22 protein-coding genes are annotated in these 21,026 nt (G+C 71.1%); 6 read left to right on the forward strand and 16 right to left on the reverse strand.

The genetic code is table 11. From position 1 onward, the window contains the following. Positions 1-270: 270 nt before the first annotated feature. Positions 271-1,707 carry a rifampin monooxygenase gene (rox, locus tag ABLI39_RS13265; RefSeq protein ID WP_349413889.1) on the forward strand — a complete coding sequence of 479 codons (1,437 nt, stop codon included), beginning with the start codon at positions 271-273 and terminating at the stop codon, positions 1,705-1,707. A 102-nt stretch (positions 1,708-1,809) separates the two neighbouring features. Next, a complete protein-coding gene (locus ABLI39_RS13270) occupies positions 1,810-3,075 on the forward strand; it encodes a heparan-alpha-glucosaminide N-acetyltransferase domain-containing protein (protein ID WP_349413890.1) in 1,266 nt (421 codons plus the stop codon). On the opposite strand, the gene ABLI39_RS13275 is transcribed toward ABLI39_RS13270, so the two are convergent. From ABLI39_RS13275 to ABLI39_RS13305, 7 genes are all read right to left on the reverse strand, one after another. Then, the gene (locus tag ABLI39_RS13275) at positions 3,072-3,560 is read right to left on the reverse strand and encodes a hypothetical protein (protein WP_349413891.1); all 489 of its coding nucleotides are present in this window, start codon (positions 3,558-3,560) and stop codon (positions 3,072-3,074) included. The two genes, ABLI39_RS13270 and ABLI39_RS13275, sit on opposite strands and share 4 nt — an antisense overlap. Further along, positions 3,560-4,318, reverse strand: a complete 759-nt coding sequence (gene dapB / locus ABLI39_RS13280; protein WP_349413892.1) for a 4-hydroxy-tetrahydrodipicolinate reductase — start codon at positions 4,316-4,318, stop codon at positions 3,560-3,562. Before dapB ends, ABLI39_RS13275 begins: the two co-directional genes overlap by 1 nt. A 98-nt stretch (positions 4,319-4,416) precedes the next feature. After that, positions 4,417-4,878: a molybdenum cofactor biosynthesis protein MoaE gene (locus ABLI39_RS13285; RefSeq protein WP_349413893.1), complete on the reverse strand. Its 462-nt coding sequence runs from the start codon at positions 4,876-4,878 to the stop codon at positions 4,417-4,419. Then, positions 4,868-5,380, reverse strand: coding sequence for a MogA/MoaB family molybdenum cofactor biosynthesis protein (locus ABLI39_RS13290; RefSeq protein WP_349413894.1), 513 nt, complete (start codon positions 5,378-5,380; stop codon positions 4,868-4,870). The genes ABLI39_RS13285 and ABLI39_RS13290 overlap by 11 nt, the downstream gene beginning before the upstream one ends. Then, on the reverse strand, positions 5,377-5,877 hold the full coding sequence (moaC, locus tag ABLI39_RS13295) for a cyclic pyranopterin monophosphate synthase MoaC (protein WP_349413895.1): 501 nt from the start codon (positions 5,875-5,877) through the stop codon (positions 5,377-5,379). The genes ABLI39_RS13290 and moaC overlap by 4 nt, the downstream gene beginning before the upstream one ends. Beyond that, a complete protein-coding gene (locus tag ABLI39_RS13300) occupies positions 5,865-7,082 on the reverse strand; it encodes a molybdopterin molybdotransferase MoeA (RefSeq protein WP_349413896.1) in 1,218 nt (405 codons plus the stop codon). The genes moaC and ABLI39_RS13300 overlap by 13 nt, the downstream gene beginning before the upstream one ends. A 27-nt stretch (positions 7,083-7,109) precedes the next feature. Beyond that, complete coding sequence (locus ABLI39_RS13305; RefSeq protein ID WP_502935230.1) at positions 7,110-8,693, reverse strand: molybdopterin-dependent oxidoreductase; 1,584 nt, start codon at positions 8,691-8,693, stop codon at positions 7,110-7,112. Positions 8,694-8,773: 80 nt separating this feature from the next. On the opposite strand from ABLI39_RS13305, the gene moaA reads away from it, so the two are divergent. The 3 genes from moaA to ABLI39_RS13320 all read left to right on the forward strand — a co-directional run bounded on the left by moaA (position 8,774) and on the right by ABLI39_RS13320 (position 10,568). Further along, a complete protein-coding gene (gene moaA, locus ABLI39_RS13310; protein WP_349413897.1) occupies positions 8,774-9,904 on the forward strand; it encodes a GTP 3',8-cyclase MoaA in 1,131 nt (376 codons plus the stop codon). 7 nt (positions 9,905-9,911) lie between these two features. Next, entirely contained in the window at positions 9,912-10,178 is a 267-nt protein-coding gene (locus ABLI39_RS13315; RefSeq protein WP_349413898.1) for a MoaD/ThiS family protein, read from the forward strand. A gap of 108 nt (positions 10,179-10,286) precedes the next feature. Next, the gene (locus ABLI39_RS13320; protein WP_349413899.1) at positions 10,287-10,568 is read left to right on the forward strand and encodes a hypothetical protein; all 282 of its coding nucleotides are present in this window, start codon (positions 10,287-10,289) and stop codon (positions 10,566-10,568) included. Between the two features lie 32 nt (positions 10,569-10,600). On the opposite strand, the gene ABLI39_RS13325 is transcribed toward ABLI39_RS13320, so the two are convergent. The 8 genes from ABLI39_RS13325 to ABLI39_RS13360 form a co-directional block, all read right to left on the reverse strand. After that, on the reverse strand, positions 10,601-11,506 hold the full coding sequence (locus ABLI39_RS13325) for an alpha/beta hydrolase (RefSeq protein WP_349413900.1): 906 nt from the start codon (positions 11,504-11,506) through the stop codon (positions 10,601-10,603). After that, positions 11,503-12,180, reverse strand: a complete 678-nt coding sequence (locus ABLI39_RS13330; protein WP_349413901.1) for a TetR/AcrR family transcriptional regulator — start codon at positions 12,178-12,180, stop codon at positions 11,503-11,505. The genes ABLI39_RS13325 and ABLI39_RS13330 overlap by 4 nt, the downstream gene beginning before the upstream one ends. Continuing rightward, entirely contained in the window at positions 12,177-13,787 is a 1,611-nt protein-coding gene (locus ABLI39_RS13335; RefSeq protein WP_349413902.1) for a class I adenylate-forming enzyme family protein, read from the reverse strand. Before ABLI39_RS13335 ends, ABLI39_RS13330 begins: the two co-directional genes overlap by 4 nt. Next, positions 13,784-15,025 (reverse strand): branched-chain amino acid ABC transporter permease, encoded by a 1,242-nt coding sequence (locus tag ABLI39_RS13340; RefSeq protein ID WP_349413903.1) that lies wholly within the window; start codon positions 15,023-15,025, stop codon positions 13,784-13,786. Before ABLI39_RS13340 ends, ABLI39_RS13335 begins: the two co-directional genes overlap by 4 nt. Next, a complete protein-coding gene (locus ABLI39_RS13345; RefSeq protein ID WP_349413904.1) occupies positions 15,022-15,897 on the reverse strand; it encodes a branched-chain amino acid ABC transporter permease in 876 nt (291 codons plus the stop codon). The genes ABLI39_RS13340 and ABLI39_RS13345 overlap by 4 nt, the downstream gene beginning before the upstream one ends. Beyond that, positions 15,894-16,691, reverse strand: a complete 798-nt coding sequence (locus ABLI39_RS13350) for an ABC transporter ATP-binding protein (RefSeq protein ID WP_349413906.1) — start codon at positions 16,689-16,691, stop codon at positions 15,894-15,896. Before ABLI39_RS13350 ends, ABLI39_RS13345 begins: the two co-directional genes overlap by 4 nt. Beyond that, entirely contained in the window at positions 16,688-17,452 is a 765-nt protein-coding gene (locus ABLI39_RS13355; RefSeq protein WP_349413908.1) for an ABC transporter ATP-binding protein, read from the reverse strand. The genes ABLI39_RS13350 and ABLI39_RS13355 overlap by 4 nt, the downstream gene beginning before the upstream one ends. 63 nt (positions 17,453-17,515) lie before the next feature. Next, positions 17,516-18,715 carry a substrate-binding domain-containing protein gene (locus ABLI39_RS13360; protein WP_349413909.1) on the reverse strand — a complete coding sequence of 400 codons (1,200 nt, stop codon included), beginning with the start codon at positions 18,713-18,715 and terminating at the stop codon, positions 17,516-17,518. A gap of 311 nt (positions 18,716-19,026) precedes the next feature. On the opposite strand from ABLI39_RS13360, the gene ABLI39_RS13365 reads away from it, so the two are divergent. After that, positions 19,027-19,500 (forward strand): DUF1579 domain-containing protein, encoded by a 474-nt coding sequence (locus tag ABLI39_RS13365; RefSeq protein ID WP_349413910.1) that lies wholly within the window; start codon positions 19,027-19,029, stop codon positions 19,498-19,500. 84 nt (positions 19,501-19,584) lie between these two features. On the opposite strand, the gene ABLI39_RS13370 is transcribed toward ABLI39_RS13365, so the two are convergent. Next, positions 19,585-20,928: a M16 family metallopeptidase gene (locus ABLI39_RS13370; RefSeq protein WP_349413911.1), complete on the reverse strand. Its 1,344-nt coding sequence runs from the start codon at positions 20,926-20,928 to the stop codon at positions 19,585-19,587. Positions 20,929-21,026 lie beyond the last annotated feature (98 nt).

Here is a 21,026-nt window from a genome sequence, read left to right on the forward strand (position 1 = left end):
CGAACATATATTCGAATACAAGGATTCTTCGACAGTGCCCGGTGAGCTTGCCGGCTCCTGTGTGTGTGGGGGCTTGGCCGGGCGTGGGGTGCTCCTGCCACTTTCAGGATACGGCCCGGCAGGGGGCTTGCCGCAAGGCCCCTGCCGGCGGCGACAATGGTTGGCCGGGCCAGAGCGCCGTGACGGCTGACACCGGACGGGGCCCCCTGGGGCGGCCAGCGATTCGGAGCCGCAGGAACAGGAGTGTTGTCAGGGATGAGGGATGGGCGTATGTACGACGTGATCATCAGCGGCGGCGGTCCGACGGGGATGATGCTGGCCAGCGAGCTGCGGCTGCACAATGTGGAGGTGCTCGTGCTGGAGCGGGACGCGGAGCCCGGCAAACAGGTCCGCTCGCTCGGCCTGCACCCGCGGAGCATCGAAATCATGGACCAGCGCGGGCTGCTGGAGAGGTTCCTCGCCCACGGGAAGCAGTATCCCGGCGCCGGCGGCCGCCTCGCGGGCATCGACACACCCCCGCCGGCGGACCTGGACACTGCACACGGCTACGTCCTCGGTCTGCCCCAGCCGGTCACCGACCGCCTGCTCGCCGAGCGCGCCGTCGAACTCGGCGCCCAGGTCCGCCGGGGCTGCGAGCTGGCGGGCTTCGCGCAGGACGCGGACGGGGTGGACGTCGACCTCGCCGACGGCACCCGGCTGCGGACGCGCTGGCTGGTCGGCTGCGACGGCGGACGCAGCCTGGTGCGCCGGCTGCTCGGCATCGGTTTCCCCGGCGAACCAGCCAGGACCGAGTGGATCCTCGGCGAGGTCGAGGTGACCGCGCCGCCGGAGGAAATAGCAAAGGTCGTCGAGGAGGTGCGCAAGACCCACAAGGGGTTCGGCGTCGGCCCGGCCGGGAACGGCCTGCAGCGTGCCGTCGTCCCCGCGGCGACCGTGGCCGAGGACCGCTCAGTCCCGCCGACCCTGGCGGAGTTGCGCACCCAGCTGCGCGCGTATGCGGGCACGGACTTCGGCGCCCACTCCCCGCGCTGGCTCTCCCGCTTCAGCGACGCCACCCGGCTTGCCGACGACTACCGGCGGGGCCGGGTGCTGATTGCGGGCGACGCCGCGCACGTCCATCCGCCGCTCGGCGGCCAAGGATTGAACCTTGGCATCCAGGACGCCTTTAACCTCGGCTGGAAACTCGCCGCCGAGGTCAACGGGTGGGCACCCGACGGGCTGCTGGAGAGCTACGGCGCCGAGCGCCGCCCGGTCGCTGACGATGTACTGTCCCTCACCCGCGTCCAGAGCGAACTGCTCTCCCCGGAGCCGGGCCCGCGGGCAGTGCGCCGGCTGCTGACCGAGCTGATGGATTTCGAGGACGTCCGGCGCCTGGTGGCCGAGAAGATCACCGGGATCGGGGTCCGCTACGACTTCGGGGCCGGGCCGGGCCTGCTCGGCAGGCGGCTGCGCGACATCCCGCTGCGGCGCGGCCGGCTCTACGAACTCACCCGCGAAGGCCGGGGGCTGCTCCTGGATCAGACCGGTGGACTCTCGGTGGCGGGATGGGCGGACCGGATCGACTACGTCGCGGACGTCAGCGCGGAACTGGACGCGCCCGCGGTCCTGCTCCGGCCGGACGGCCACGTCGCCTGGATCGGCGAGGACCAGGACGAGCTGCTCCGGCACCTGCCGGCCTGGTTCGGAGCCGCCGCGCAGCGGCGGTAGCGCGCGCCAGGTAGCGTGCGCCAGCCGCCGCCCGTGGCGCCGCCGTCGTCGGCGTCCGCGGGCCCGGCGCCGCCGGCGGGCCGGGCATGAGACGATCGACAGATGACCTCGCGCGGAACGGCTCCACGCTCCGGGACGGCCCGGGGCAAGGCCGCCGCAGCCCGGCTGGCGGGCATCGACGCCGCCCGGGGCCTCGCGCTGCTGGGCATGATGGCAACCCATGTGCTGCCCACGTTCGAATCCGACGCGCAGCTCACCCCCACCTGGATCGGCTTGACCTTCTCCGGGCGTGCGGCGGCGCTGTTTGCCGTACTCGCGGGGATTGGGCTGGCGCTGTCTACCGGAAAGGAACGTCCACCGGAGGGGAGTGAGTTGTGGGCGGCCCGCCGCGGCATTGCCCTGCGGGCGCTGGTGGTGGGCGCGGTCGGGCTCTCGCTCGGCGGGCTGGACATCAACATCGCGGTCATCCTGGTCCACTATGCGCTGCTGTTTCTTTGTGTGCTGCCCTTTGTCGGGCTGCGTCCGCGGCGGCTCTGGGCCCTGGCCGCGGCGTGGGAGCTGGCCAGCCCGGTCCTGGCCTACCTGCTGCGGCCGTGGCTGCTGGCCGCCGAGCCGCCCCTGCAGCTGGGCCACAATCCCGGCTGGGACGACCTGGCCACCCCGGCGCGGCTGCTAGGGGACCTGTTCCTGACCGGCTACTACCCCGTCCTGCAGTGGCTCGCCTACCTCCTGATCGGCCTCGCGATCGGCCGGCTGGCCCTCTCGACGGCGGCGGTCCCGGCGCTCCTGCTGGCCGCGGGGACCATCACCGCGGTTCTGGCCAAGTGGCTGAGTGTGGTGCTAATGGAGGACTGGGGCGGCCGGGCGGCACTGCAGGAGTCGCTGGGTGATCCGGCGTATCCGCTGGCGAGCCTGCTGCAGGTCAACCTCGCGGGCATAGAGCAGTCCGGGTCCGCCTGGTGGCTGGCGTCCAGCGCCCCGCATTCGGGCACCACGCTGGACCTGCTGCACACTTCCGGGGTGGCCGCGGCGGCCGTGGGCGTGTTCCTGCTGCTGGGACGGCTCGCCGACTGGATCCAGCTGGACCTACTGCTGCCCCTGCGCGGTGCGGGCGCGCTGACGCTGAGCCTCTACACGGCGCACCTGTGCGTAATGGCCTCCCTGTACAACAATCCCCTGCCCGCCGGCTGGACCGTCGAGGGGGTGTACTGGGCGCAGGCCCTGGCGGTGCTGGTACTGGGCTCCGCCTTCGCGGCGCTGTCCTGGCGCGGGCCGTTGGAATGGCTGGGGCATACCGCCAACCAGCTCGGCCGCGGCCAGCTGGGCCTTAACCGAGTCGGCCGTGGCCGGGGTACCCAACTCCGCTAGGCGCCGGCCGCCGGGGAACCGTCACGGAAGAGGCGGACGGCGTCGCGCATGGTCGCGCGGGCGCGTTTGCGGTCCCCGGCGGCGTCGTAGGCACAGCTGAGCCTGAACCAGGAGCGCCAGTCCCCGGGCGCCGCCTCGGCTTCCGCCCGGTACTTCTCAAACTCCAGGTCGGCGGCCTCACGGACAATCCGGCCGGCCGGGGTGCGCGGCAGGGTGTCCTCCGGCAGTCCGCCTTCGGCCTCGAGGATCCTGGCCAGCCGCTCGGTCCGGGAGCCGAACAGCAGTTCCCGCACCAGGGCCCAGGCTCCGATTATCGGCAGGACCAGGTAGGCCAGTCCGAGGGCCTTCGCCACCAAGTTGGGATCGGAGAGCAACAGCAGGGACCGCTGCAGGGACACCACCAGGTAGAACACCAGCAGGAGCGTCACCGCGCCCACCCAGATTTTAGTGCGGTTGGCCTTGAATGCCGAGAGGACGTTGGCCATTAGAGGCCCAGGTCCAGGTAACCGTCCAGGCCCACGGTGAGCCCCGGGTGCGCCGCGACGTTGCGCACTCCCAGCAGCACGCCGGGCATAAAGGAGGCCCGGTCGAAGGAGTCGTGGCGGAACGTCAGCTGCTCCCCCGGCCCGCCGAGGAGCACTTCCTGGTGCGCGACGAGGCCGCGCAGCCGGACGCTGTGGACGCGGACGCCGTCGACGTCGCAGCCGCGCGCCCCTGGGCGCTCGCTGGTGGTGGCGTCCGGGCTGGCGGCGACGCCGGCGCCGGCGCGTTCCGCGGCGATCAGCGCGGCGGTCCGCACCGCGGTCCCGGAGGGCGCGTCCACCTTGTCCGGGTGGTGCAGCTCAATGATTTCGACCGACTCGAAGTAGCAGGAGGCTTTCGCGGCAAAGGCGGAGGCCAGGACCGAGCCGAGGGCGAAGTTCGGGGCGATGAGGACGCCGACGCCGGCATTGGCGGCCAGGAGCGCCTCGAGCCGGGCCAGCCGCTCGTCGTCCCAGCCGGTGGTGCCGACGACGGCGTGCAGGCCGTGTTCGACGGCGAAGCGGACGTTCGCCTCGGTGCTTTCCGGCACGGTCAGGTCCACCACGATGCGGGCGCCGGAGTCCACCAGGGTGTCGAGGGAGTCATTGCGGCCCAGGGCCGCGACGAGCTTCAGGTCTTCGGCGGCTTCCACGGCTTTGACGGCCTCGGCGCCCATGCGCCCGTTCGCGCCCAGGACGGCGACGGCGAGTTGTTCGGTCATGGCATCAACCCTACCGCCGGTGCCGGCCCGCACCGGAACCGGGACGGCTGCGTTACCGGCCTGCCCAGGGCGGGAGCTACCGCCCGCGCCGACTGGTCTTACCCGCCCGCGCCGACCCACTCGACGGTGCCGTCGGCGAAGAACTGTTCCTTCCAGATCGGCACCTGTTCCTTGATCCGGTCCACGAGCTCGGCGCACACTGCGAAGGCCTGCCCGCGGTGCGCGGCCGAGACGGCGCAGACCAGGGCGGGGTCGCCGATCTCCAGCATGCCCGTCCGGTGCGCGGCCCAGATCCGGACCGGCTGGCCGGGGCCGTCGGCGGGCGAGTGCTCGGCGGCGAGTTGCGCGACGACGTCGGCCATCACCTGGTGCGCCGTGGGATGGGCGCTGTAGCTGAGCCTGGCCACCGGCTTGCCGCCGTCGTGGTTGCGGACGACGCCGCTGAAGCTCACCACGGCGCCGGCCGTGTCCGACTCGACCGCGGCGATCGCCTGGTCCACCGAGATGGGCTCGGCGGCCAGGACGGCGTGCACGACTTCAAATGCGGATTCAGTGCCCATGGCTGCCTTCCAGCTGGTCGCAGAGGTGACCGATGATCGGATCCAGCACACCCAGGCCGTCCATGACGCCCTTCGGGGAGCCGGGGAGGTTGACGATGAAGGTGCTGCCGGCGGCTCCGGCGTGGCCGCGGCTCAGCATGGCCATCGGCGTCTTGGCCGTGCCCGCGCCGCGCAGTCCCTCCATGATGCCGGGAATCTCGCGGTCCAGCAGCGGCAGCGTCTGTTCCGGGGTGGCGTCGGTGGGGCTCAGGCCGGTGCCTCCGCTGGTGATGATGACGGCCGGGGCCTGGGTCAGCAGGGCGCGCAGGGCGGCGCCGACGGGCTCGCCGTCGGGCACCACCAGCGCGGGAAAGACCTCGAAGCCGTGCTCGGTCAGCCAGTCGAGGATGACCGGGCCGGTGAGGTCCTCGTAGACCCCGGCGGCGGCGCGGGTGGAGGCGATCACGATGCCGGCCTTCCGGCCGGTCGCTTCGCCGTGGCGGTGCGGTTCGGTGCTGCTCACAGTGTCCAGTCCCCGCTCTTGCCGCCGCTTTTGGCCAGCACCTTGATGTCGGTCAGGACCGCGTGCTTGTCCACGGCCTTGATCATGTCGTACACGCTCAGGGCCGCGACGGACGCGGCGGTGAGCGCTTCCATCTCCACCCCGGTCACGCCGCGGGTCTTGACCGTGGCGAACACGGTGACCGAGGCGGCGTCGAGCTCGAAGTCCACGGTGACCTTGGTGATCGGCAGCGGGTGGCAGAGCGGAATAAGGTCCGGAGTCTTCTTGGCGGCCAGGATCCCGGCAACCCGCGCGACGGCCAGCGCATCGCCCTTGGGGAGCTCACCGGCGCCGAGCAGGGACAGGACCTCGGCGGTGCTGTTGACTGTGGCGGTGGCCGTGGCCTCCCGCGTGGTCTCGGCCTTGTTGGACACGTCGACCATTTGGGCGGTGCCGTCCTGCCGCAGATGGGTCAGGACGGGCTTGTCGGGGGTTTCTGCTTCGTTCACAGGATCCATACTTCCACCTCGTCGCCCTCGGCGAGCGCCGCGGTTCCCACCGGCACCTGCACCAAGGCGTTGGACCGGGCCAGGGCGTGGACCAGGTGTGATCCGGGGCCGCCTTCCAGCCGGACGGCGCCGTCCGGGCCGAGGGTGCCGCGCCGGACCTGGTGTTTGCCCTCCGGGGAGGTCAGCGCCTCGGCCAGCCGGGCCCGGACCACCGTGCGGGGCGCTGGCGAGCCGAACAGTTCCGCCAGTACGGGCCGGAGGAACATTTCGAAGGAAACGAGGCAGCTCACCGGGTTCCCCGGGAAGCCGAGGACGGGTACGCCGTCAAAGCTGCCGATGCCCTGCGGGCCGCCCGGCTGCATCGCCACCGGGCCGAATTCGACGTCGTGGCCCGCCAGCGCCTGCCGTACCACCTCGTAGGCGCCCTTGCTGACTCCCCCGGTGGTGATGATCAGGTCCGCCTCGGGCGCGTGCCGGTGCAGCAGGGCCGCGAGTTCCGCGGGGTTGTCGGCGGAGATGCCGGTCCGCGCCACCTGCACCCCGGCCTGGCGCAGCGCGGATTCGAGCAGGGTGCCATTGGCGTCGTAGATCTTGCCGGGCCCCAGCGGGCTGCCCGGTTCCACAACCTCGTCGCCGGTGGTGACCAGCAGGACCCTCGGCACGGCGTGCACGGGCACCTCGGTCTGGCCGAGCGCGGCGAGCAGGCCCAGCTGCCCTGGTCCCAGGAAGGTCCCGGCGGCCAGGGCCGGCTCGCCGGCGGCGATGTCGCTGCCGGCAGCGCGGACGAAGGTGCCCGCCGGGGCCGCGGGCAGGCGGACCGTGACGGCCGCCCCGGGCTCCGGGAACGAATCGGGCACGGCCTGCTCAATGGGGACAACGGCGTCGGCCCCGGACGGGATCATGGCGCCGGTCATGATGGGCGCGGCGGTGCCGGGGCGCAGCGCGGCGGGTTCGGCGCCGGCCGGGACGGGGGCCACAACGCGCAGCTCGGCGCCGCCGTCGGGCACGTCAGCGCTGCGGATGGCGAAGCCGTCCATCTGGGAGTTGGCGAAGGGCGGGAGGTCCAGCGGCGCCGCGACGTCGGCGGCCAGCCCGCGGCCCAGCGCCTCCCGGAGCGGGACCGTGTCCACGCGGGCGGCGAGCGGCGCCAGCAACGCTCGGACCTTGTCCCGGTGAGCTTCGACGGTGGCGGGCCTGTTCGCGGTGCGGTGCATAGGGTTCGTGACCTTCGGCTCGGCGGGCTAGGACTTCACGTCCACTGTAACCGTGTGGTACCCGGTGGCCCCGCTGGGCGCCACCGGGGCGCGCTCCTCCACCTGCACGGCGCCGTCCAGGTCGGTGGCGCGGACCTGCACCTCGTACCGGCCCGGACCCAGCGGCAGGCTCAGTTTCCACTGCCGCCAGGTGTCCGTGGAGATCGCGGGCGCCAGTTCGGCCTGCTGCCACTCGCTGCGGTTCACGCGCACCTCCACCCTTGCGATGCCGCGGTGCTGGGCCCAGGCCACGCCGCCTAAGTCCACCGCCCCGGCGGGCACGCTGCGCCCGGGACGCGGCACGTCGATCCGTGACGAGGTCTTGATCGGTCCGCGCTCACTCCAGCCCCGCGGGGTCCAGTAGGCAACGTCGTCCGCGAACCGGGTGACTTTCAGTTCGGTCACCCATTTGGTCGCCGAGACGTAGCCGTAGAGCCCGGGCACCACGAGACGGACCGGGAACCCGTGCTCCAGCGGCAGCGGTTCGCCGTTCATCCCCACCGCCAGCAACGCATCCCGGGTATCCGTGAGCACCTCCAGCGGGGTTCCCGCCGTCCAGCCGTCCACGCTGCGGGAGAGCACCATGTCCGCGCCCGGTTTCGGCCCGGCCAGCGCCAGCAGCTCCCGGACCGGCCAGCCGAGCCAGCGCGCGTTGCCGATCAGGTCCCCGCCGACCTCGTTGGAGACGCAGGCGATGGTGATGTGCCGCTCGGTCAGGGGTTTGGCGAGCAGGGCGGCGAAGTCCAGTTCGACGTCGCGCTCCACCAGCCCGGTGACTTTCAGCTTCCAGTCGCGCGGGTCCACCAGCGGGACGCGCAGCGCGGTGTCGATCCGGTAGAAGTCCTTGTTCGGGGTCACCAGGGGGCCCAGCCCGGCCACGGACAGCTCGGTCCCGGCCGGGAGCGGCGGCGCGGCCGAGGCGGGGGCCGGAAGCACGAGTTTGCCGCGAAGCTCCGCGACGGCTGCCGCCGCTCCGCGCACCGTGGACGCCAGCGCTCCCCCGACGGCGACGACGGCGCCGGCTACCCCCAGGGACTGCAGGAACCGGCGCCGGGCGGGGCCGTCCGTCACACCGGCCTCCTGCCACTGCCTGAGCTTCCGGACCAGCCAGCGCAGCAGCATCATGCCCGCCGCGGCGTCGAGCAGCGGAACGGGTACGGCGATGGCAGTGACCTCCGCCCGGCCCAGCACGGCGGCGGCACCTGCGAGCCCGAAGACTGCGACCACGGCCAGGCCGGCGAAACGGCGGCGCCGCTCCAGGACTCCGGCGAGCGCCGCCAGCGCCGCGATCACCAGGGACATACCGGCGAGCAGCGCGAGTTTGTCCGCCGTGCCGAAGAGCGAGACCGCCCAGTCCTTGACGCCCGGCGGGGCGGCGTCGATCACAGCCCCGCCCACAGCCGTCACCGGTGACACCGAGGGGCTGACCAGCGCGGCCGCCAGTTCTCCCAGCACAACGCCGGCGCCGACGGCGGCCACCCCGGACGCGGCGGCCCACAGTTGAGGGCGCCGCTTGACCGGCTGCAGGGTTCCGCTGGGGGCCGCTGCCGAAGCGGCCCGGGACGTGTTCACCCTTCCAGCATAAGTTCGCTGGCGCCAGTTCGTTGGCTCTGGGGCGTGATGCCTGGCCCGCAGTGGCGTAGCCTGACGGTATGAGTGTTCAGCTTGGCATGCCCCAGCCCCGGGCGGAGGGCGGCTCCGGCGCGCCCGCGCCGCAGCCGGCCGGACGCCCCGCCGGCATGCCTGCCGGGCTGCTGGACCGCTACGGCCGCCGGGCCACCGACATGCGGCTCTCGCTGACGGACAAATGCAACCTGCGCTGCAGCTACTGCATGCCGGCCGAAGGCCTCGAATGGCTGTCCAAGCAGGCCGTGATGACCGCGGAGGAAATCGTGCGGATCGTCCGGATCGGGGTCGACATGCTGGGCGTGCGGGAACTCCGGCTGACCGGCGGCGAACCGCTGGTCCGGGCCGACCTCCTGGACATCATTTCCGCCCTGCGCCAGGGGCACCCGGAGCTTCCGATCTCCATGACCACCAACGCCGTCGGGCTGGACAAGAAGGCGGCCGGGCTGAAGGCCGCAGGCCTCACCCGGATCAACGTGTCCTTGGATTCACTCCATGAGGAAACCTTCACCAAGTTGACCCGGCGCCCTTTCCTGGACCGGGTCCTCGCCGGCGTGGACGCCGCCTGGGCGGCCGGGCTGGGCCCGGTGAAGCTCAACGCCGTCCTGATGCGTGGCATCAACGACGCCGAGTCCCCCTCGTTGCTGGCCTGGGCGCTGGACCGCGGCTACGAACTGCGCTTCATCGAACAGATGCCGCTGGACGCGGACCACGGCTGGACCCGCCGGAACATGATTACCGCCGCGGAGATCAGGGACCTGCTCTCCGTCGACTATGTGCTCGGCACGGATCCGCGGGAGCGCGACGGCGCCCCGGCCGAGCGTTTCGAGGTCCGCGCCCGCGTGCCGGGCACGGACCAGGCCACCGGACCCGTGCTGGGCACCGTCGGGATCATCGCCTCGGTCACCGAGCCGTTCTGCTCGGACTGCCGCCGCACCCGCATCACCGCGGAAGGCAAGATCATGAGCTGCCTGTTCTCCCGCGAGGAAATCGACCTGCTGGGGCTGCTCCGCGGGGGCGCCAGCGACGATCAGCTTGCCGAGCGCTGGCAGGATGCCATGTGGCTCAAGCCCAAGGCCCACGGCATGGACCACGTCGGACTGGACGCTCCGGACTTCGTCCAGCCGGACCGCAGCATGAGCGCCATCGGAGGCTGAACCACCCGTGAACGTACGTTACTTCGCTGCCGCGCGCGCCGCCGCAGGCCTGGACGAGGAGAAGTTCGACCTCGCCGACGGCGCCACGCTGGCCGGCCTGCTGGAGGCGATCCTCGCCGTCGAACGGCCCGAGCCGCCGGCCGGCACCCCGCCGCTGGCCCGCATCCTGGCCCGGTCCAGCTTCCTGCTCAACGAGGTGGCGGTCCGGAACGGCGCGGCGGTCCTGTCCGCGGACGACGTCGTCGACGTGCTGCCGCCGTTCGCAGGCGGGTAGCCGCCCCCCGGGCCGAACGGAGTTTGGGGATACCGCACGTCCCCTTCCGCGCGTAGCTTGGAAGCATCCCGTCACCCCAGGGACCTGCAGCCGGAAGGATAGATAGCGATGTACACCTTGCAGATAGAACACGCAATTACGGACTTCGACGTGTGGAAGGCCGCGTTCGACCGCGACCCGGTGAACCGTGCCGCGTCTGGAGTCACCGCACACCGGGTCAGCCGCCCGGTGGACGATCCGCACTCGGTGGTGGTCGAACTTGATTTTGAGCAGCGCGCCCAGGCTGAGTCGCTGCTCGCGAACCTGCAGACAAAGGTCTGGAACTCCTCCGATATGGCCCCTGCGCTCAAAGGTGCCCCGAAGACCCGGATCCTCGAGTCCGCCCTCTGACCCACCAGGGGTCCAGCTTCAGCGCACGGCCACTACGCGACGGCAAGCGCCTGCCGGACGGCGTCCGCGACGGCGCCGGCCCCGGCGTCGCCCATCACGATGGTGTAGTGGTTGACGTCGGGCACCTCGCGAACCCGCAGGGACGGCAGCTTCTCCGCCCAGTCATCCAGGTAGCCCGGTGTGTAGAGCGCGGCCGGCTCGTTGAGCAGGCCGCGCGGGGCACGCAGGACCACGGTGTCCACGGCGAGTTCGTCCAGGGCCTTCAGCAGTGAGGCGCCCCGGTGCAGTTCCGCGGTGTCCTCGGCCATCGCCTGGTAGCGCGTTGCCGGCCGCAGCTCGGGCTCCTCGCCCGTGAGGTCGTAGTCCACGTAGGCTTCGATGAGCGGGCCCCAGTCGCCGCTGAAGGCCGGGTGCTGGCGCCAGAACGAGCGGTACACCTCGCGGCTCGGGAACGTGGCGTTCAGGCGCTCCGCCGCCGGGCCCAGCACCGAGGAAATGACCTCGGCGTCGGAAATGCCTTCCGGGACCTGGAGCGGCAGGCCGCCGTCCACCAGCACGAGCGAGCGGACGCGCTCCGGGAACAGGTTCGCGAGCACCAGCGAGGCGAACGCGCCCATCGAATGCCCCACCACGACAACCGGGCCCGGCGCCAGCTCCGTCAGCACGGCCGCGAGGTCCTCCGCGTGCGAGGGCATGCCGTACGGCGCGGGCAGCCCGTTGCTGCGGCCGCGACCGCGCAGGTCGGGGGCGATGATCCGCACCTCCGGCAGCGCCTCGGCCAGGTACGGCCAGGCCTTGTGCGAGGCGGTGACGCCGTGGACGGCGAGGATGGTGGGCGCGCCCGGATCCTCCGGGCCCCAGATGGCGGTGTGCAATGAGCCGCCGCGGACCGCCACGTCGGCGGTGCGGTAGGTGTCCTTGCTGGCTGTCTGGGTCATGGGGCTGTCCCTTCCTGGGGCGGGGTGGGGTTCGCGGCCGGTCCTGGGGCGGAACCGGACGTGGGCGCAAGCGCCCGTTCGATGAACTGCATCATTTCCTCGAAGACTTCCTCGGGCACGTCGGGCCGGGGACCGGTGGCGGGTACGGCGCCCTCCTCATCCCAGAGCACCCAGCGCATGCCGATCAGCTCGCCGATGCCCATCAGGGCCCACGCCGCTACGGTGGGGTCCATCTCGCGGACCTCGCCGCTGAGCTGGGCCGCCTTGAGCCCTTCGATGTAGCCGTTGACGATCCGGGTGTAGTGCAGGCGCAGGGCCCCGGGTGAGACGAACTCGGCCTGGCGGATGATCCGGTACAGCGCGGGGTGCTCGGCGGTGAAGCGGAAGAAGGCCCGGAAGCCGGCCCGTTCCGCCTCGAGCCGGGTCCCGGCGCTCCTGGCGGCGTCAGTCATGGCATGCCGGACCCGCCGGTTCAGGTCCTCGACCACCTCGTCGAAAATGGCCTGTTTCCCGTCGAAGTACAGGTAGAAGGTGCCGAGGCCGACGCCGGCCGCTTCGGTGATCTTGACGATCGAGGCCTCGTGGTACCCCACCGAGGCGAAGACGGACTCCGCGGCCTCGAGGAGCTTGGCCCGGGTGCGGGTGCCGCGGGCCGTGCGGGGTGCGGCGCTCATGACCGGCTCCGTTCTGCCGGCAGGGGGCCGGCCGGGGCGCGTTCGGCGAGGTCCTGCCGGAGCCGGGCGCGGAGCACCTTGTTCAGGGCCGTGCGGGGCAGCGCCGCCACCGTCTCGATCCGGGCCGGGACCTTGAAGCGGGCCAGCTGGGAGGCGCAGTGCTCCAGCAGTTCCTGTTCGTCGGTGGCCATGCCGGGACGGATCACCACAAAGGCCATTCCGCTTTCGCCCCAGCGTTCGTCCGCCACCCCGACGACGGCGGCCTGCGCCACCGCGGGATGGGTCAGCAGCGCGGCCTCGACCTCGGCCGGGGCGACGTTCTCACCGCCGGAGATGTAGATGTCCTTGAGCCGGTCCACCACCTTGATGTACCCCTCGGCGTCGCGCTCCACAAGGTCGCCGGTGCGCAGCCAGCCGTCGACGAGGACGGCCGCCGTCGCGGCAGGGTCACGGAAGTAGCCGGCAAAAACGCCCGGTCCGCCCACCAGCAGCTCGCCGCTGGCGGCACCCTCGAGGATTTCTCCGGTGACGGGGTCAGCCACGGCGACGGCGACGTGCGGGTACGGTTTGCCGGAGTAGCCCACCATCCGTTCGGCGTCCTCGTTCGGCAGGCACAGCACGTTCGGCGAGGCCTCGGTGAGGCCGTATCCCTGGCTCAGCGCCACTCCCCTGCGGTGCCAGATCCGCAGCAGCGGCGCCGGCATGGGCGCGCCGCCAACCACCGCGTGGCGCAGGCTGCCCAGTTCGGCGTGGGCAAAATCAGGGTGCTCGGCGAGCATCAGGTACTGGGTGGGGACGCCCATCAGCATGGTCACGCCGCGCTCGGCGATCAGCTGCAGGACCCGGCCCGGTTCGAAGCCGCGTTCCAGCACCACGGTGGCCCCGGTCCACCAGGCCAGCAGCGGCTGGATGTTCCAGCCGCCCACATGGAACTGCGGCAGGACGGCCAGCACCACGTCGCTGCTGCCCATGTCCAGGGTGCGGGAGAGCGCGAGGTTGTTCCAGAAGCAATTGGCATGGGTCAGGACGGCGGCTTTGCTGGCGCCCTCGGTGCCCGAGGTGAAGATCATCAGCAGGGCGTCGTCGTCGCGCACTTCGCGGCGGGGCGCGCCCGAACCTCCGGACGCCGCGGGCCGGACCCGGGTGGGCGGCGGGACGGACTTTTCGACGCCGCCGGGACCCAGGGCTGCGGTGCGCGGCCGGTGCGGCAGCAGCGCGCAGGCCGCCGCGGCGAGTCCGTCGAGTTCGCCTTCGACCAGCAGCAGCTGCGGGTCCGCGAGTTCCAGCTGGGCCGCGAGTTCCCGGGGTGAGAGCCGCCAGGACAGCGGGACCAGGACCAGCCCGGCCTTGGCGCAGGCGAAGAAGGCCACCACATGGTCCGAGCTGTTACCGGTCAGGCTCGCGATCCGGTCCCCGACCCCGTAGCCGGCGGCCCGGAAGCCCTCGGCCAGGGCGGCGGCGCGGCGTTCCAGCTCGCTGTAGCTCAGGGTGCAGCCGCGGTCGTCGATGGCGACACGGTGCCCGGTAGCGAGGCTGCGGTCGGTGGTCCAGCGGCCCAGGGTATGCAGGCCGTCGGCGGGGCCGGTGGGGCTGGTGCGGGTGCTCATGCTGCGTCCTCGAGGATGTCGCGCGGGGTTTCGATGCCGTGGCTGCCGGCGCGCCGGCCCCGGCGGCGCTGCGCCAGCCGCTCGGCGGTTCCCGTGATGCCCCCGGGCAGGAAGATCACCACGAGGATGAAGAGGGTGCCGAGGATGAACAGCGGTTCGGACAGCGGCACGCGCAGGATGTCCGGGAGCGACTTGACGGCTTCCGAGTTGGCCAGCGTGGTGAGGCGCTGGTCCAGGATCGTGTAGAACACGCCGCCGATGACGGCACCCCAGCGCGAGCCGACCCCGCCCAGGACCACCATCACCAGCAGGGTCACGGTGAGGTCCGAGGATACGGCCCGGGGCACCGCACCGCTCTGCAGCAGCAGGAAGACCATCCCGATGACGCAGACCAGGACGGCGGAGACCACAAAGATCAGCAGTTTCACCAGATACGGCTGCAGGCCCAGGACGCGGACCCGCAGCTCGTTCTCCCGCACGGCGGCCGCGGCGTGGCCGGCCCGGGAGGACTGCACCCAGGTGACGACGACAAAGACGGCCACCAGCACGGCCAAGGCCAGCCAGTACAGGTTGCGGGTGTTGACCACGCCCACCAGGACGTCGGGCAGGTTGTCGGTGCGCAGCGTCAGCCCTTCGTCCCCGCCGGTCCTGCCGTCGGGGTTGCGGCCCACGATCACCGAGCCGGCCTGGGCGAAGGCGAGGGTGACCATGGCGAACGGGATGCCGCTGACCCGCAGGCTGATGCTGCCCACCACGTGGGCCAGCACAATCACGATCAGCAGGGTCAGGCCCATGGCCGGCAGCAGCGGGATGTCCAGGTTCTGCAGGATGATCGCGAGCCCGTACACCCCGGCGCCGAAGTAGAGGGCGTGGCCGAAGGACAGCAGTCCCGCGACGCCGAGGAGCAGGTGGTAGGTCAGTGCCGCGGCCGCCATCAGCATGCACATCGCCAGCAGTTGCAGGGAACCGGGCGTGTAGCTGGGGCCCGGCAGCACACCGGGCAGCGAGATGTTCAGCAACGGCAGCAGGACCAGGAGCAGCACACCGGCCGCGCCCGCCGCCCAGCCCGCGAGCCGGCGGCCGGTGACGGCGGTGCGAGGTGCGCTGCCGGCTGCTCCCCGCGCGTCGTGCTTGCGGCTCCGGTTCCTCCCCGTCCGGCGGGCCGCGCCGCCGTCGGGCGCGGGCCGGTCCTGGCGGGCGGTGTCGTCGGTGCTGGAGGTGTCAGTATCGGTGGTCATGCGGTTCTCCCGAGCAGGCCGGTGGGGCGGAACAGCAGCACGAGCGCCAGCGCCAGCACCACGACGAAGTCGCCGGTGCCGCCGAGGTAGAAGTTCGCGAACTGCTGCAGGACGGCGACGGCGACGGCGGCGATGGCCGCGCCGGTCAGCGAGCCGAGGCCGCCGATGACCGTGACGATGAAGGCGAAGATCAGCAGCGAGCCGCCGAGCATCGGCGAGACGTAGCCGAAGTAGTGCGAGGCCAGGACCCCGCCGAGGCCGGCCGCCGCCCCGCCGATGGTGAAGACGAGGGTGAAGGCCTTGCGGACGTCGATCCCCAGGGCGGTGACCATGGAGCGGTTTTCCACGCCGGCGCGGATGATCATGCCGTAGCGGGTCTTCTGCAGGAAGAACACCAGGGCCAGCAGCACCATCACGGCGGCAATGATGCAGACGAAGCGGTCGTTGGGGATCCGGGCGCCGAGGATTTCGGTGGTGTCCTTGAACCAGGCCGGGCCCTGGATGTACACCGGGTCGGTGCCCCAGACGCCGTCGAACAGGGCCACGGCGGCGAGCGAGAGGCCCACGGTGACGAGGACCTGCTCGATGTGCCGCTGGTAGAGCCGGCGGATCAGGACGAACTCGGTGAACGCGGCGAAGGCGGCGCCGGCGGCAGCGCCGATCAGGAGGGACAGCAGGAACGTCCCCCAGTTATCGGCACCGGTGCGCCGGGCGATCTCCCAGCCGGTGAAGGCGCCGAGGGTCAGGAACGCGCCGTGCGCGAAGTTCAGCACCCCCATCAGGCCGTAGATCAGCGACAGGCCGGCGGCCACCAGGAAGTACAGGGCTCCGAGGCCGAGGCCGGTGAACAGGAGCAGGACAAGGGTGCTCACAGGGCCGCCCCTTTCTCCGCCGGGCTCCCGGCAGGTTCCACGCTGGTGTCCGAACCGTGGGCGCCCTCGGTGGAGACACCCAGGTGCCTCTGGATCAGCCCGGCGTCGTCGAGGAACTCCAAGGCCGGCCCGGTGTGGACCACCCGCCCGCCGGAGAGCACCACGGCGCCCTCGGCCAGTTGGCGGACGACGTGCAGGTTCTGCTCGACGAGCAGGATCGGGACGGTTTTGGCCGCCTCGGCGAGAGTTTCGGCCACCTCGGCGACGATCTTGGGGGCAAGGCCCTTGGTGGGTTCGTCGACCAGCAGGATCTTGTTGGTGTTCAGCAGGGCGCGGGCCAGCGAGACCATCTGCTGCTGCCCGCCGGAGAGTGTTCCGGCCATCTGCGCGGACCGGGCCAGCAGGTCGGGGAAGAGCTCCTCGACGAGCTGCCGGCGCGGCGCGGCGTCGCGCTCGGCGAGCCTGAGGTTTTCCGCGACGGTGAGTTTGGCGAAGACCTCGCGGTCCTCCGGGACGTAGCCCACGCCGCTGCGGATGATCTTGAAGGTGGCTTCCTTTTCGATCCGCACACCGTCCAGTTCCACGGCGCCGGTGCGGTCGATCAGGCCGATGATGGCCTTGATGGTGCTGGTTTTGCCGACGCCGTTGCGGCCCAGCAGGGCGGTGATCCCCGTGGCGGGGACGGTGAAGGACACGTCCTCCACGACCTGCTGGCCGGCAATCGAGGCGTACAGCGACTCGACCTTGAGGATGGGCGGGGTTCCTGGGGCGCGGCTTTCGGCTGCGGTGCTCATACGGGGTCTCCGAGGTAGGCGCTTTGCACGGTGGGGTTGGCCATCACGGCGTCGGGGCTGTCCAGGGCCAGCAGGCTGCCGTGGTGCATGACGGCCACCCGGTCCACCAGGCCCAGGACCACGTCCATGTGGTGCTCCACCATCATGACGGTGCAGCCGCGGTCCCGGTGCATTCCCCTGATGATGGCGGTGAGGGACGGGACGTCCCCCGACGCCACCCCGGCCATCGGCTCGTCCAGCAGCACGACGGCGGGATCCGTCGCCAGCAGCACGGCGATCTCCACCTTGCGCTTCTCGCCGTGCGAAAGGTCACCGGCCGCCGTCGTGAGCTGGCCGGTGAGCCCCACCTCGGCGATGGTGCCGCGGGCAATGCGGGTGGCCTCATCCGAGGCGGAGGGGAAACGCAGGATGCTGAAACTGCCGCCGAGCTTCGCCTGGGCGGCGAGCCGGACGTTCTCCAGCACGCTGAGCCTGGGGAACAGGTTGGACGTCTGGAAGGTCCGTCCCAGCCCTGCCCGGGACCGGCGGTGGATGGGCACGGCCGTGATCTCCCTGCCGTTCAGCATGATGCTGCCCGCGGTGGGGCGCATCACGCCGGAAATCAGGTTGAACAAGGTGGTCTTGCCGGCTCCGTTGGGGCCGATCACGCCGACCATTTCACCGGCGGCGACCTCGAAGCCCACGTCCTGGAGGATGCGGGCACCGCCGATCTGCAGACCAAGGCCATCCACCGCGAGGGCGGGCAGGGCTGGGGTATTCATACGGGTCCTTCGTTTCTCGCGGGCGGGTTCAGGAAGCAGGCCTGGAGCTGACGCTCCGGGCGGCTACTTCTTCTCCGGCGGCGCGACGGTGTCGCCGGGAACCACCTTGATGAGCTCGGGAGCCCAGGTGTCGCCCTTCTGGACCAGCTTGGCCTGGTACATGTCCTGGATCAGGGCGTGGTCCGAAGCCCGGACGGTTTCCTTGCCCTTGGGGCCGTCAAAGCTGAAGCCCTCGAGCGCCTTGACCATCGCGTCGGCGTCAGCGCCGCCGCCCTTGATGGCCTGGACGATCATCTGGCCGGCGACAAAGCCGTCCGGGGTGAACAGGTCGGCCTTCTTGCCGGCCTTCTCGACGGCGGCGATCATTTTCTTCTCCACCTCGGTGCCCGAGGCGCCTGGGAAGTAGTGGTTGAGGAAGCTGATCTTGGAGCTTGCCGCACCGTAGGCGCCGAAGCTGGAGGCGTCACCGAGACCGGTCACCACCGGGGCCTTGTCGAAGACACCCTGCTGGCTCAGGGCCTGCCACATGCTGCCGGTCGTGGCCCCGGCCCAGGCCACGAAGACCATGTCCGGCTTGGCGTCGATGAGCTGGCGGGCGAACGGGGTGAGCTCCTGGCCGTCGGCGACGAGGATGGATTCCACCGTGGCGCCCTTCGCGCCGAGGACGGCCTTGACCGCGGCGACGTTGCCCTGGCCGAAGGCGTTGTCCTGCGCGAACACCAGGACCTTCTTGCCTTTGATGTCGATGAAGCTGCCGGCGGTGGCAACATCCTGCAGGCTCTGGCGGCCCGAGCGGAAGGTGTACTTGTTGATGCCCTGGATGGCGTCGGTCGCGGCGGGGCCGGAGATGTACAGCACCTTGTTCTGGGCGGCCTGCTCGGCGAGCTTCAAAGCGATGCCGGAGGAGGCGGTGCCGCCGATGACCTTGTAGCCCTTGCCGATCAAGTCCTTGGCCGCGGTGACGGCCTTGTCCGGATCGCCGCCGTCGTCGGCGTAGGTGAGGTTGATCTTGGCGCCGTTGACTTCGCCGGTGCCGCCGGTGGCGTAGTCAATGCCGGCCTGGAGGCCCTCATAGTAGGTGGCGCCGTAGGCCGCCAGCGGGCCGGTCTTGGAGTAGATGATGCCGACGTTGACCGGTTCGGCTGCCTTGCCGGCGCCGCCGGAGCCGGCCGGGGCGGCGGAACCGGCCGTGGGCGCGCAGGCGCTGAGGGCGAGCCCGGTGGCCATCACGGCGGCCATCAGGAACTTCTTTGTATCCTTCACGGGATGCCTTTCGTTGAGAATCCGCGGAATCTGGCAGGAGATCTGGGTAGAACCTGAAAGGTGATTCAGATTACGGCAAATCTATGGCGCGGGTCACAGCGTGTCAACGGACTTCCGGGGGTGCTTTGCAACGAATCGGCAACGTTTCCCGGTACTCCCCAACCGACCCTCCCTCAGATCCGGCGTCCGCGGATCAGACCCTCCCTCAGATCCGGCGCCGCTGCGATCCTTTACAGCCGCGGGACACGGCGTGATGATGGTGGCGGGGCCAGACGGAGGCAATCCCACCCGGAGGAAGCATGGATCGACCGTTGCCAGGCAGCGCACACGAGGCCCTTGAGTCATTTCTGGGGCGATGGAGCGGCACGACCCAATGGGAGGCCACCGCTTGGGGCCCGGCCCGGACCGCCGCGGCAGAGGTCGTTTTCGCCCGCGCCGCTGCCGGCCTCGCTGTCACCATGAGCTACCGCCACACCGACGCCGACGGCGCCGTCACCGAGGGGGTCGGCGTCTTCACGATGGACCCGGCCCATCCCGACCTGCTGTGGTACCACGTCAACAGCCTGGGCCTGCCCCCGGAGGCACCGGCCCGGGCCAGCTGGCAGGACGGCACCCTGACCATCGAACGGCGCAGCGGCCGCGGGTCCGCCCGCCACACCTTGCGCATCGACGACGGCCAGTTGACCCATGCGGCCGGGCTGCGGCTTGGGAGCGCGAGCGAGTTCAGCCCCTTTATGACCACGGTGTGCCGACGCGTCCCGGAGCCCGCGCCCATCCCCGCCTGATCTGCGGGAGGGTCAGCGGTTTCCGCGCCAGGCCTGCGGGAGGGTCAGCGGTTTCCGCGCCGGAGGTGAGGGAGCGTCGCCGGACTAGAGGCCGAATGTCTCGGTTTCCTCGAACGGACCCACCACGGTGACGGTGCGCGGCGCGGCGGCGAGTTCGCGCGCCAGCTCCTGCACCTCGGCAACGGTGACGGCTTTGATCTGCCGCAGCGTCTCATCGATGTCCTGGTATTCGCCGGAGACCAGTTCGGCCCGGCCCAGGCGCGACATCCGCGACCCGGTGTCCTCCAGGGCCAGGACGATCCCGCCGCTGAGCTGGCCCACGGCCTTGCGCAGTTCCTCCTCGGTGATGCCGTCCTCGGCCAGCTTGTCCAGTTCGGCGCCGAGCAGATCCAGGACCTGCCGGACCTTCGAGGGCGTGCAGCCGGCATACATGCCGAAGTAGCCCGCGTCGGCGTAGGACGAGGCGAAGGAGTACGTCGAGTACACCAGGCCGCGCTTCTCGCGCACCTCCTGGAACAGCCGGGACGACATGCCGCCGCCGAGTACCGCGTTGAGCACGCTCATCACGAAGCGGCGGTCGTCGGTGGCCACCAGGGACGGGCAGCCCATGATGATGTTGGCCTGTTCCACCGGGCGCTTGACTACATGCAGGCCCGCGGTGCCGGTGATCGAGGCCCGCTCGGTGGGGCGGCGCTGCACCGGGGCGGCGTCGTGTTCGAGTTCCCAGCCCGCGGAATGCAGGGCGCCCACCACCAGCTCGCAGACGACGTCGTGGTCCAGTCCCCCGGCGGCGGTGATGACGAGCTCGTCCGGGCGGTAGTAGCGGCGGTAGTGGTCCCAGACCGAGTCGCGGGCGACGGCGCGGATTGCCTCAGGGGTGCCGCCGATCGGCCGGCCGAGGGGGTGCGTGCCGAGGACGGCGGCGACGAAGTGTTCATGGGCGACATCGGTGGGGTCGTCGCTGTCCATCGCGATTTCCTCGAGGATGACGTCGCGTTCCTGCTCCATCTCCTGCGGGTCCAGCACTGCGCCGGTGATCATGTCCGCGATGACGTCGATCGCCATCGGGAGGTCGGTGTCCAGCACCCGCGCGAAGTAGCAGGTGCTTTCCTTGGCGGTGGCGGCGTTCGACTCCCCGCCCACCTCGTCGAAGGCCGAGGCGATTTCCAGGGCGGTGCGCCGCTGGGTGCCTTTGAACAGCAAGTGCTCGAGGAAGTGGGTGGAGCCGTGCTGGCCGGGGGCCTCGTCGCGCGAGCCGACGCCGACCCAGAAGCCGATGGTCGCCGACCGCTGCCCGGGCATGGCCTCGGTCAGCACCCGGACGCCGCCGGGCAGCACCGAGCGCCGCACCTCCGAGCCGCCGTCGGCTCCGTGGATGAGGGTGTCGGAGTGCTGGTTCTGCTCAAGCGGCAGGGGGACGACAGTCATTAAGGCCTTTCAATAAAACCGGCACGGGAAGTGTGCCAAATCTGCCTGCAATCCTACCTGCCTTTAACGGCAGCGGGGGGGGGGGGGGGGGGTAGCCA

The sequence above is a fragment of the Pseudarthrobacter sp. B907 genome (assembly GCF_040137805.1).
In the GTDB taxonomy this organism is placed as follows: domain Bacteria; phylum Actinomycetota; class Actinomycetes; order Actinomycetales; family Micrococcaceae; genus Arthrobacter.

What these genes read in the sequence shown, in the direction of transcription:
- rox (WP_349413889.1), top strand. Translation starts at nt 271, where the DNA reads ATGTACGACGTGATCATCAGCGGCGGCGGTCCGACGGGGATGATGCTG.
- ABLI39_RS13270 (WP_349413890.1), top strand. Translation starts at nt 1,810, where the DNA reads ATGACCTCGCGCGGAACGGCTCCACGCTCCGGGACGGCCCGGGGCAAG.
- ABLI39_RS13275 (WP_349413891.1), bottom strand. Translation starts at nt 3,560, where the DNA reads ATGGCCAACGTCCTCTCGGCATTCAAGGCCAACCGCACTAAAATCTGG.
- dapB (WP_349413892.1), bottom strand. Translation starts at nt 4,318, where the DNA reads ATGACCGAACAACTCGCCGTCGCCGTCCTGGGCGCGAACGGGCGCATG.
- ABLI39_RS13285 (WP_349413893.1), bottom strand. Translation starts at nt 4,878, where the DNA reads ATGGGCACTGAATCCGCATTTGAAGTCGTGCACGCCGTCCTGGCCGCC.
- moaC (WP_349413895.1), bottom strand. Translation starts at nt 5,877, where the DNA reads ATGGATCCTGTGAACGAAGCAGAAACCCCCGACAAGCCCGTCCTGACC.
- ABLI39_RS13300 (WP_349413896.1), bottom strand. Translation starts at nt 7,082, where the DNA reads ATGCACCGCACCGCGAACAGGCCCGCCACCGTCGAAGCTCACCGGGAC.
- moaA (WP_349413897.1), top strand. Translation starts at nt 8,774, where the DNA reads ATGAGTGTTCAGCTTGGCATGCCCCAGCCCCGGGCGGAGGGCGGCTCC.
- ABLI39_RS13320 (WP_349413899.1), top strand. Translation starts at nt 10,287, where the DNA reads ATGTACACCTTGCAGATAGAACACGCAATTACGGACTTCGACGTGTGG.
- ABLI39_RS13325 (WP_349413900.1), bottom strand. Translation starts at nt 11,506, where the DNA reads ATGACCCAGACAGCCAGCAAGGACACCTACCGCACCGCCGACGTGGCG.
- ABLI39_RS13330 (WP_349413901.1), bottom strand. Translation starts at nt 12,180, where the DNA reads ATGAGCGCCGCACCCCGCACGGCCCGCGGCACCCGCACCCGGGCCAAG.
- ABLI39_RS13335 (WP_349413902.1), bottom strand. Translation starts at nt 13,787, where the DNA reads ATGAGCACCCGCACCAGCCCCACCGGCCCCGCCGACGGCCTGCATACC.
- ABLI39_RS13340 (WP_349413903.1), bottom strand. Translation starts at nt 15,025, where the DNA reads ATGACCACCGATACTGACACCTCCAGCACCGACGACACCGCCCGCCAG.
- ABLI39_RS13350 (WP_349413906.1), bottom strand. Translation starts at nt 16,691, where the DNA reads ATGAGCACCGCAGCCGAAAGCCGCGCCCCAGGAACCCCGCCCATCCTC.
- ABLI39_RS13355 (WP_349413908.1), bottom strand. Translation starts at nt 17,452, where the DNA reads ATGAATACCCCAGCCCTGCCCGCCCTCGCGGTGGATGGCCTTGGTCTG.
- ABLI39_RS13370 (WP_349413911.1), bottom strand. Translation starts at nt 20,928, where the DNA reads ATGACTGTCGTCCCCCTGCCGCTTGAGCAGAACCAGCACTCCGACACC.